Origin of the sequence: Azospirillum brasilense (assembly GCF_001315015.1) — a bacterium.
GTDB lineage: Bacteria > Pseudomonadota > Alphaproteobacteria > Azospirillales > Azospirillaceae > Azospirillum > Azospirillum brasilense.
On sequence record NZ_CP012915.1, the window covers coordinates 1,513,780 to 1,525,000 of the forward strand.

The following is an 11,221-nucleotide window of genomic DNA, read 5'->3' on the forward strand; positions in this document are numbered from 1 at the left end:
TATGATCTACATCGTTTCACCCGGCGGCACGCTCGAAAAGGGCGGCATGGGGCGAATCGTCGACAACTTCACGACGGACTTACGGGAGAACCGCCCCGACGTGAAGTTCGAGGTGATCGACAGTTACGGGCCGGACGCGAAATTCCACCTGATGCCCTTCTACTTCGCCGCCGCGATGCTGCGCCTGTTCGGCTGCTTCGTGACCGGCAAGGCCCAGCTCGTGCACATCCACATGGCGGAATACGGCAGCGTGCTGCGCAAGGGGCTGATCGTCGCCATGGCCTCGCTGTTCCGGGTGCCGGTCGTCCTGCACCTGCACGGCGGGCGTTTCCCCAAGCATTACGAAGACGCCAAGCCGCTTTCCCGCTGGGCCATCCGCCACATGATGGAGATGACCAGCGAGGTGGTGGTGCTGGGCGAATACTGGCGCAACTGGGTGGTCACCACCTTCCCCGCCGTGCGCCGTGCGACCCTTTTGCACAACGCCGTGCCGGGGCCGGAGACGATCCCGGAGCGCGCGGAGGACGGGCCGGTGCGCCTGCTGTTCCTTGGCCGTCTGATCAAGCTGAAGGGCATCGACGTGCTGCTCGACGCCCTGGCGTCGGAGGCCTGCCGCAGCCGCTCCTGGCAGTTGACCATCGCCGGCGACGGCGATCTGGAGACCTACCGCGCGCAGGCCAAGGCGCTGGGGCTGGAGGAGCGTGTGCGCTTCACCGGCTGGCTCGACCAGACCGGCTGCCGCAAGGAGCTGGTGCAGGCCCATGTGCTGGTCCAGCCCTCCATGTTCGAGGGGCTGCCGATGTCGGTGCTGGAGGCCATGGCCAACGGCCTGACCATCGTCGCCACCCCGGTCGGCAGCGTGGGCGACGCCATCGCCGACGAGGAGACCGGCCTGTTGGTCCCGCCGGGCGACCGGACGGCCCTGGCCGAGGCGCTGGCCCGCGTGATCGACGACGCGGAGCTGCGCCGCCGGCTGGGCCAGGGTGCCCGCCGCCGCTTCGAACGCCAGTTCGACATCGCCGTCTACCGGGAGCGCATCGTCGAGATCTACCGACGCAACGCCCGCGGCTGGATGTCCGAACCGGCGCCCACAGCCTCCATCGGGCCGCGCCGGGCGCGGTCCGGCTGACGATCCCGCCGATCCGGGCCCGGTTCCGAACCGGGCCCGTCCTGCCTTTCAACCGGTCCGCAACCGCCTCGCCAGCCGTGAACAAAGGACCGGACACACAGCAGAGGTCCAATCCCCATGAAGCAAGCCATCGCGGCCGGAATCGTGCGCTGGACGGGAGTCGGTGCCCTGTTCCGAAATCTATTCGCGCGCCGGAACGTGACGATCGTCGTGTATCACGACCCGGACCCGGAGGTGATGCGCGCGCACCTCGCCTGGTACGCCGAACGCTACAGTTTCACCACGCTGGACGCGGTGGCCGATGCGCTGGAAAGCGGGCGGTGGGGTGACCTGCCGCCCTATCCGCTTGTCGTCACCTTCGACGACGGCCACCGCAACAACGCCCGCCTGGAACCCCTGTTCAAGGAATTCGGGGTGCGTCCGACCATCTACCTGTGCAGCCGCGTGGTCGGCACCGCACGCCCCTATTGGTGGAAGACCGCCGCCGCCGCGCGAATCGGCGCCGAGACTCTGAAACGCCTCCCCGACCCGGAGCGCCGCCGCCGGCTCGCCGAGGCCGGCGACGATCCCGACCGCGACGGCGCCGACCGCCAGTCGCTGACCTGGGACGAGGTCCGGCATCTGGCCGCCGTCACCGATTACGGCGCCCACACCCGCACCCACCCGATTCTCCTGCAATGCGACGACCAGCGCTGCGCCGAGGAGATCGCGCTGTGCAAGACCGAGCTGGAGGAGGCGACCGGCTTGCCCTGCCGCCATTTCGCCTTCCCCAACGGCGATTTCAGCGACCGCGAGGTGGCGATCATCCGGCAGGCCGGCTACCGCACGGCGCGCACCATCGATCCCGGCTGGAACGGCCCGAAGGCCGACCCGCTGCGCCTGCACGCCGTACCGATTTCCGACGACGCCTCGGTCGACTGGCTGTCGGTGCAGGTGACCGGCATTCCGGCTTGGCTGCGCAAGCGCAAAGGCGACGGAGTCACGCCAACCCCGACCCCAACGCACGGCGACCCGCTGCCGGCAGCGTGATCCTCGCCTTATGACAAGCGCTTCCCATGTCCCCTCTCCCCTCTGGGGAGAGAATTAGGGTGAGGGGGTTGCGCTTTTGCCGGACTTGGCGCCACGGGCCCCCCCTCACCCGGCCCTTCGGGCCACCCTCTCCCCGGAGGGGCGAGGGAATTAGGGCGGCGCCCCTCAGCAACCATGACGAGAGCGATAGGCCCGCCTACGCCGCAAGTCAGAGAGGGTTCTCCAAGAGTACGAGAAGGTATTCCCTGCTCAATTGCAATGACCCTGAGTGGTTAGCCACTGTCTTCACCGTCCGATCATCCTTTGCACTCTCGAAAACACCGCATTCGAATGCAATAAAGAATGACGTACTCGGCGGCGTTGCCGAAACCTCTCTGCAAGGAACGGGAAATGCCTTTCCCAATCTCTCGCAACGAGGCGGTAGCACCGAAAGGAACGGACCGGCCCCTTTGGCTTAACCCCCTCTGGAGCCGGCCTCTCCGTCCCGAACTGCCGGCCAAGGATCGACGACCACACCCACAGGAGTTGCCAGCGACATGCGGACCGCCATCACCACCGATACGACGACCCTGAGCGCACCCGCCACCCAGGAGATCCGCGCCTTCATCGTGGAAAACTTCCTGCTGGGCAGCGACTCCGGCTTCGACAACGCCGAATCCCTCCTGGAGACCGGCATCATCGACTCCACCGGCATCATGCACGTCGTGGCCTTCCTGGAGGAGCACTTCGGCATCATCGTCGAGGACGAGGACATGGTGGCTGACAACCTCGAGTCGGTCAGCCGCATCGCCGCCTATGTCGAGCGCAAGCGGGCCCTCAGGGACGCCGCCTGATCCTGTCCGCCGGGACGGGACGGACCATCGGGACAGCCACCGAAGCCAGGCAAGGGAACAGCGTCATGGCGCACCTGCTTCATCAGTTCCTCAGCGAAACCGCCGCGAGGCGGCCTCACCACACCGCGCTGATCGCGGGGGAGAACGCCGTCACCTTCGCCGAGCTGGACCGCCAGAGCGACGCCGTCGCCTGCGCGCTCCAGTCCGCCGGGGTGGTGCGCGGCGACCGCGTGGCGGTCATGCTGGAGAACTCGATCGAGTATGTCGCCGGCCTGTTCGGCGCGCTGAAGGCCGGTGCCGTCTATGTCCCCGTGAACCCGTCCACCAAGGCGGACAAGCTGGCCTACATCCTGACCGACGCCGGCGTGCGGGCGCTGATCGCGCCCGCCGCGCTCGCCCGTCAGGTCGTGCCGGCGACTGGCGAGGCGCCCCACCTCGCCACCACGCTGTGGGTCGGGCCCGCCGTGCCGGCCGGGGCCGGCGGGCTCTCCTTCACCGACATCGTGGCCGCGCATCCGGACGCCCCGTCCGGAAGCACCAAGCCGCAAAACCGCGGCCTGATCGACCAGGATCTGGCCGCCATCCTCTACACTTCGGGAACCACCGGGCGGCCCAAGGGCGTCATGCTCAGCCACGCCGCGCTGGTGAACACCACCTGGTCGATCTCCACCTATCTGGAGAACACGCCCGACGACGTCGTGATGTGCGTCCTGCCGCTGACCTTCGGGTACGGCCTGTCGCAGATCCTGACCGGGGCGCGCGTCGGCTTCACGGTGGTCCTGGAACGCTCCTTCGCCTTCCCGGCGGAAACGCTGGCGCGCATGGTGAAGCACCGCATCACCGGCCTGCCCGGCGTGCCGACCTTCTTCTCCACGCTGCTGGGGATGGAGGCGCTGAAGACCGCCGACCTGTCCTCGCTGCGCTACCTGACCAACGCGGCGGCCCCCCTGCCGACCGCCCACATCGACCGCCTGCGCGAGCGCTTCCCGGATGCCGCCTTCTACTCGATGTACGGCATGACGGAATGCTGCACCCGCATCTGCTACCTCGATCCGCGCGACCTCGGCACCAAGACCGCCTCGGTGGGCCGGGCCATCCCCAACTGCGAAGCCTATGTGGTGGACGAGCTGGGCAACCGCGCCGCCCCCGGCGAGGTCGGCGAGTTGGTGGTCCGCGGCGCCAACGTGATGCGCGGCTACTGGAACCGCCCGGAGGAAACCGCCAAGCGCCTGCGCAGCGGGCCGCAGGGCGAGACCTTGCTCCACACCGGCGACCTCTTCACCATGGACGCCGACGGCTGCCTCTACTTCGTCAGCCGCAAGGACGACGTGTTCAAGTGCCGCGGCGAGAAGGTCAGCCCCAAGGAGGTCGAGAATGCCCTCTACGAGCTGGAGGCCGTGGTCGAGGCCGCCGTCCTCGGCGTGCCCGACCCCGCCGACGGCATGGCCGTGAAGGCCTATCTGGTCGTCCGCCCCGGCGCCACCCTGACCGAGATGGCGATCCGCCAGCACTGCCGGGGCCGTCTGGAAAGCCATCTGGTGCCCAAGTTCATCGAGATCCGCGACGAGTTGCCGAAGACCGAGTCCGGCAAGATCAAGCGCGCGATGCTCGCCGAAACCGCCTGACTTTTTTACCGCCGATCCCTTTCCCGCCGGATCAAGACACACAGGAGAGCGTGCGATGTGTGGTGTCGCCGGAGTTCTCGCCGGGCCGCGTGCCGAGCCCGCCGGACTCGACGAACTGAAGCGCATGATCGCCATGATCGGGCACCGCGGCCCGGACGGCTACGGCTTCTACCGCGACGGGCGGATCGGGCTCGCCCATGCGCGCCTCAGCATCGTCGGCCTGGCCGGCGGCTTCCAGCCGATCCACAACGAGGAACGGACTCTCTGGATCACCTTCAACGGCGAGATCTTCAACCACGTCGAGCTGCGGCGTGACCTGGAGGCGCGCGGGCACCGCTTCTACACCCGCACCGACACCGAGGTGATCGTCCACGCCTTCGAGGAGTACGGCCCCGCCGCCTGGGCCAAGCTGAACGGCCAGTTCGCCATCGGCCTGTGGGACGCGGTGAAGCGCGAGCTGTGGCTGGTCCGCGACCGGCTGGGCATCCTGCCGCTGTTCTACGCCCGCGGCGGCGACCATCTCGCCTTCGCGTCGGAGGCCAAGGCCCTGTTCGGCGGCGGGCGCATCGAGCCGCGCTTCGACGCCGCCCGCCTCGCCCAGGTCTTCACCCACTGGAGCGTCGCCCCCCAGGGCAGCGTCTTCGCCGGGGTGCAGAGCGTGCCGCCGGCCACCGCCATCCGCATCGACGCCGACCTGCGCCTGCACGAGGCCCGCTATTGGGAGCCGGACATGGCCGGCGATCCCGCCCTGTCCCGCATCACGCTGGACGAGGCGGCGGACCGGCTGGAGGAGAAGCTGCTCGACGCCATCCGCCTGCGGCTGCGCGCCGACGTGCCGGTGGGCGTCTACATCAGCGGCGGGCTGGACAGCTCGGTGATCGCGGCGCTGGCGCGCAAGCTCGACACCACGCAGATGCACAGCTTCGGCGTGCGCTTCGCCGACAACGCCTTCGACGAGACGCCGCAGCAACGGCTGGTCGCCGGCCATGTCGGGACGGAGCATCACGACATCCTCTGCACGGCGGAGGACATCCAGGCCGCCCTGCCCGACGTGATCTGGCACGGCGAATCGCCGCTGGTCCGCACCGCCCCGGCGCCGCTCTTCCTGCTTTCCCGCCTCGTCCGCGACAGCGGCATCCGTGTCGTGCTGTCCGGCGAGGGCGCCGACGAATGGCTGGCCGGCTACGACATCTTCAAGGAGGACAAGGTCCGCCGCTTCTGGGCGCGGCAGCCGCAATCGACGGCGCGCCCGAAGCTGCTCAGCCGCATCCATCCCTACGCCGCCACCAGCGGCCAGAAGGACAGCCCGCTCTGGCAGGCCTTCTGGAAGCGCGGCATGACGGAGACCGACGATCCCTTCTACGCCCACCGCATCCGCTGGCAGAACACCGCCTGGACCCAGCGCCTGCTGGCCCCGGACGTGCGCTCCACCGCGAACGCGCAGGCCTTCGACGAGGCCGTCGCCGCCCATCTGCCCGCCGGCTGGTCACGCTGGAGCCCGCTCGCCCGCACCCAGTGGACGGAGATCGCCGCCTTCATGTCGCCCTATCTGCTGACCAGCCAGGGCGACCGGGTGGCGATGGCCAACAGCATCGAGGTCCGCTACCCCTTCCTCGATCCGGAGGTGGACGACCTCTGCGCCGCCCTGCCCGACCGGGTGAAGATGCTGGGGCTGCGCGACAAGCTGGCGCTGCGCCGCGTCGCCTCGCGCCTGCTGCCGGCGGAGATCTTCCACCGCCCGAAGCGCCCCTACCGCGCCCCGATGACCACCGCCCTCTTCGGCGCCCAGGCCCCGGCCTACGTCCGGGACCTGCTGTCCGAGGAGTCGCTGAACCGCTACGGGCTGGTCGACGCCGCCGGCGTCGCCGCTCTCGCCGCCAAGGCCCACCGCACCGACGGCCGCATGGCCGGCGAGCGCGAGGAGATGGCCCTGGTCGGCGTGCTTACCCTCCAGATGCTCGCCCGGAACGTGCTGGACGAGCTTCCCGGCCGGGCCTCGACGCTCCGCGCCCGCTTGGACGCCGCGCCCATCCACATTCTCGAAGAGCATTTGGACAGCGCCGCCGCCGCCTGATCCGGCGGACCGGCGCAGTCCCCAAGGCACAGTCCTTCTCACAGTCCCCTTCTCACAGTCGATGCAACAACGCCAACCGGGAAAACCGACACCATGCTGAACGCCCTGCATCCCTTCGACGCCAACGCCCTCTCGCTCGACTGCGCGGCCGCGGCCCGGGAGATCGAACAGTTCATCCAGCGCACCGTCGCCCATGACCTGAAGCGCCAGGGCATCGTGCTCGGCGTGTCCGGCGGCATCGACAGTTCGGTCTGCGCGGCGTTGGCCGTCCGCGCGCTCGGGCCGGAGCGCGTCCTGGCCATCCTGATGCCCGAAAAGGAATCCTCGCCCGACAGCACCCGCCGCGGCCGTCTGCTTTGCGAGAGCCTGGGCATCGAGCCGATCATGGAGAACCTTACCGCCCCGCTGACCGCACTCGGCTGCTACGACCGCCGCGACAGCGCCATCCGCCGCCTTTTCCCGGAATACGGTCCGGGCTGGAAGCAGAAGATCGGCCTCGCCGCCGGCCTGCTCGACGCCGACCGCGTCAACTACTTCACCATGACGGTGGAATCGCCGGAGGGCGACCGCCAGACCAGCCGCATGCCGGTCGACGTTTACCTGTCGGTGGTCGCCGCCACCAACCTGAAGCAGCGCGTCCGCAAGACCATGGAATACACCCACGCCGACCGGCTGAACTACGCGGTCCTCGGCACGCCGAACCGGCTGGAGTATGAGCTGGGCTTCTTCGTGCGCGGCGGCGACGGTCTGGCCGACCTGAAGCCGATCGCCCATCTGTTCAAGACCCAGGTCTACCAGATGGCCGCCTGGCTCGGCCTGCCCGACGACATCCAGAGCCAGTCGCCGAGCACCGACACCTACACCCTGCCGCAGTCGCAGGAGGAGTTCTACTACGCCATCCCCTACGACAAGCTGGACCTGGCGCTCTGCGCCTATGGCCGCGGCGTGCCGGAGGATGAGGCGGCCCGCGCCCTCAACTTGTCGGTCGAGCAGGTCCGCCGCGTCTACAAGGACATCGTCCTGAAGCGCCGCACGTCGGGCCGCATCCTGCGCAACGCCGCGCTGGTGCAGCCGGTCGAGGTGGATGGGAGCGACGCATGACCGCAATGCCCTGGCTTCAGCGGGGTGTGGAACGGTTCATGTCCGAGGATCGCGTCGCGCTGGAGTCCTTCCAGCGCGACCACTTCGGCGCGGACTCCCCGCTGCTGGACGACACCCATTTCAATTGGCTGTTCGAGGAGCCGCCGACCCCCGATCCCGAGGGGATGCAGCTCTGGGTCTGCAAGCGGAACGGGGGAATCGTCGGCCAGCAGGCGGGCATTCCCTTCGCGTTGAAGGTGGGGCAGCGGGTGCGCCGCGCCTCCTGGGCGATCGACCTGATGGTCGCCCCGGAATGGCGGCTGCGCGGCGTCGGGCCGGGCCTGTCGGAGACCCATGCCGCCGCCAGCGAGGTGAGCGTCTCCCTGTCGATGACCGACGCCGCCTACAAATCATACAAGCGGGCGGGCTGGCTCGATCTGGGGAACATCCCGACCTATCTGCGCGTGATCGACCCGCCGCGCTGCCTGCGCGTCAGCCCCTATGGCGGCGGCTTGGCCCGCCTGATGGCGCGGTTGGGCAAGCCGGCGATGGGCGCCGCTTCGCTGGTCGGCCACGCGGCGGCCCGGACCTTCGGTGCCCGGCTGGTCGAGGTCGACCGCTTCGACAAGCGGATGGACGGCCTGTGGGAAGCCGCGGCCCCGCAGCATCTGTGCGCCGCCCGGCGCGACCACGCCTATCTCCAGTGGCGCTTCGACAAGATCCCCAACGCGGCGCGGCACCGCCGCTTCCTCGTCATGCGCGGCGAGACGGTGGTGGCCTATGTGGTCCTGCGGGTGGACCGCTGGCGCGGCGAGAGCGTCGGGGTGGTCTGCGATTATCTGGCCCGTCCGGGCTGGCTGATGCCCGCCTTCGCCCTGCTGGTCGAGCGCGCCCGGCGGGACCGGCTGGTCGCCCTGGTCTGCCGCACGCTGAACGCGCAGGCCGCCCGTCCCCTGTCGATGATGGGTTTCCTGTGCCTGAAGAACGGTCTGCGCCAGCCGACCCGGATGATGGCCCGCCCCGCGGCCGACCGCCCGGAGCTGACGCCGCTGATTGGCGATCCGAAGAACTGGTTCGTCACCGCCGCCGACAGCGACATGGGCTTCAAGGATCTCGGCGAGTAGGCGGTTTTGCAAAAACGAAAAGGGCGCCCGCAATGATGCGGGCGCCCTTTTCGTATGGGTCGTGCGTAAAGTCGAGAATATGAGGATGCATAGTCTGAGCGCATGAGCGGTTTGCCGCTGCACGCGACGTTCATGAAGGATCAAGCCGATCGAGCGATTAGTAAGGCTCAGCTTCAGGCGTTGCCGCCCGTCCACATGCCTCCTATCGACGTGATGGTCTGTCACGGCTCTCAAGGGAGTTCTGGTTTTGAGGTGGGTTTCCCGCTTAGATGCTTTCAGCGGTTATCCCGTCCATACTTAGCTACCCGGCCATGCCACTGGCGTGACAACCGGTGCACCAGAGGTATGTCCATCCCGGTCCTCTCGTACTAGGGACAGATCCTCGCAAAACTCCGACACCCACGGCAGATAGGGACCGAACTGTCTCACGACGTTCTAAACCCAGCTCACGTACCACTTTAATCGGCGAACAGCCGAACCCTTGGGACCTGCTCCAGCCCCAGGATGTGATGAGCCGACATCGAGGTGCCAAACGACTCCGTCGATATGGACTCTTGGGAGTCATCAGCCTGTTATCCCCGGCGTACCTTTTATCCGTTGAGCGATGGCCCGTCCACGTGGAACCACCGGATCACTATGGCCGACTTTCGTCTCTGCTCGACTTGTCTGTCTTGCAGTCAGGCGGGCTTATGCCATTGCACTCGTCGAGCGATTTCCGACCGCTCTGAGCCCACCATCGCGCGCCTCCGTTACACTTTGGGAGGCGACCGCCCCAGTCAAACTACCCGCCATGCAGGGTCCCGGCTCCGGATCAACGGAGCGCGGTTAGATGCCAGAGACCTCAAGGGTGGTATTTCAAGGGTGGCTCCACCCGAGCTGGCGCCCGGGTTTCCTAGCCTCCCACCTATCCTACACATGAGATCCCTAGCACCACTGCAAAGCTGTAGTAAAGGTGCACGGGGTCTTTCCGTCTGACCGCGGGTACTCCGCATCTTCACGGAGAGTTCAATTTCGCTGAGTTGGTGTTGGAGACAGCGGGGAAGTCGTTACGCCATTCGTGCAGGTCGGAACTTACCCGACAAGGAATTTCGCTACCTTAGGACCGTTATAGTTACGGCCGCCGTTTACCGGGGCTTCAATTCGGAGCGTGAACCCCTCCTCTTAACCTTCCGGCACCGGGCAGGCGTCAGACCCTATACGTCGCCTTGTACGGCTTCGCAGAGCCCTGTGTTTTTAGTAAACAGTCGCCACCCCCTGGTCTGTGCCCCCCGCCCCGGCTTGCGCCGCGACGGGGCCCTCTTCTTCCGAAGTTACGAGGGCAATTTGCCGAGTTCCTTCAACACCATTCTCTCAAGCGCCTGGGTATACTCTACCAGTCCACCTGTGTCGGTTTGGGGTACGGTCTGATGCGGGGGCTGTTTCCTGGAACGGGTCCCCAGCCGGGCCAATCCGATAAGGCCCGACACGCTTTCCCATTCGTCACACACCCGCTGGCCCACGAATATTAACGTGGTTCCCATCGACTACGCCTTTCGGCCTCGCCTTAGGGGCCGGCTCACCCTGCGTGGATTAACCTTGCGCAGGAACCCTTGGACTTTCGGCGACAGTGTTTCTCACACTGTTTGTCGCTACTCATGTCAGCATTCTCACTTCCGATACCTCCAGGCGGCCTCACGGACACCCTTCGCAGGCTTACGGAACGCTCCGCTACCACGTGATCAGAGATCACATCCGCAGCTTCGGTACACGGCTTGAGCCCCGATACATTTTCGGCGCAGGCCGGCTTAACTAGACCAGTGAGCTATTACGCTTTCTTTAAAGGATGGCTGCTTCTAAGCCAACCTCCTGGTTGTCATGGCCTTCCCACATCCTTTCCCACTTAGCCGTGATTTGGGGACCTTAGCTGGCGGTCTGGGCTGTTTCCCTCTCGACGATGGACCTTAGCACCCACCGTCTGTCTGCCGGGCTGTGCTCCACGGTATTCGGAGTTTGGTTAGGTTTGGTAAGCCGCGAGGCCCCCTAGCCCATCCAGTGCTCTACCCCCGTGGGCAATCGCCCGACGCGCTACCTAAATAGCTTTCGCGGAGAACCAGCTATTTCCCGGTTTGATTGGCCTTTCACCCCTAGCCACAGGTCATCTCCGACTTTTTCAACAGGCGTGAGTTCGGTCCTCCAGTGCGTGTTACCGCACCTTCAACCTGCCCATGGCTAGATCACCGGGTTTCGGGTCTACAGCAAGCAACTCAAGCGCCCTGTTCAGACTCGCTTTCGCTGCGCCTCCGGCTATCGCCTTAAGCTCGCTGCTTACTGTAAGTCGCTGACCCATT

Annotated in this window: 7 protein-coding genes and 1 rRNA gene (1 of these 8 cut by a window edge); 7 read left to right on the forward strand and 1 reads right to left on the reverse strand. The window is 66.8% G+C overall.

The features are described from left to right. Nucleotide 1 precedes the first annotated feature (1 nt). From AMK58_RS20580 to AMK58_RS20610, 7 genes are all read left to right on the forward strand, one after another. Entirely contained in the window at nucleotides 2–1,129 is a 1,128-nt protein-coding gene (locus tag AMK58_RS20580) for a glycosyltransferase family 4 protein (protein ID WP_035678217.1), read from the forward strand. A 117-nt stretch (nucleotides 1,130–1,246) separates the two neighbouring features. Then, complete coding sequence (locus AMK58_RS20585; RefSeq protein ID WP_035678215.1) at nucleotides 1,247–2,158, forward strand: polysaccharide deacetylase family protein; 912 nt, start codon at nucleotides 1,247–1,249, stop codon at nucleotides 2,156–2,158. A 536-nt stretch (nucleotides 2,159–2,694) separates the two neighbouring features. Continuing rightward, a complete protein-coding gene (locus AMK58_RS20590) occupies nucleotides 2,695–2,991 on the forward strand; it encodes an acyl carrier protein (RefSeq protein WP_051140566.1) in 297 nt (98 codons plus the stop codon). Nucleotides 2,992–3,056: 65 nt separating this feature from the next. Continuing rightward, nucleotides 3,057–4,616, forward strand: a complete 1,560-nt coding sequence (locus AMK58_RS20595) for a class I adenylate-forming enzyme family protein (RefSeq protein WP_035678212.1) — start codon at nucleotides 3,057–3,059, stop codon at nucleotides 4,614–4,616. A 55-nt stretch (nucleotides 4,617–4,671) separates the two neighbouring features. Further along, on the forward strand, nucleotides 4,672–6,690 hold the full coding sequence (asnB, locus tag AMK58_RS20600) for an asparagine synthase (glutamine-hydrolyzing) (protein ID WP_059399357.1): 2,019 nt from the start codon (nucleotides 4,672–4,674) through the stop codon (nucleotides 6,688–6,690). A 93-nt stretch (nucleotides 6,691–6,783) separates the two neighbouring features. After that, complete coding sequence (nadE, locus tag AMK58_RS20605; protein ID WP_014198150.1) at nucleotides 6,784–7,791, forward strand: NAD(+) synthase; 1,008 nt, start codon at nucleotides 6,784–6,786, stop codon at nucleotides 7,789–7,791. 38 nt (nucleotides 7,792–7,829) lie between these two features. Next, a complete protein-coding gene (locus tag AMK58_RS20610; protein WP_236778252.1) occupies nucleotides 7,830–8,894 on the forward strand; it encodes a GNAT family N-acetyltransferase in 1,065 nt (354 codons plus the stop codon). Nucleotides 8,895–9,030: 136 nt separating this feature from the next. Here the strand turns inward: AMK58_RS20610 and AMK58_RS20615 are convergent. After that, nucleotides 9,031–11,221: ribosomal RNA gene (locus tag AMK58_RS20615) — 23S ribosomal RNA — on the reverse strand; it runs 556 nt beyond the window's last position.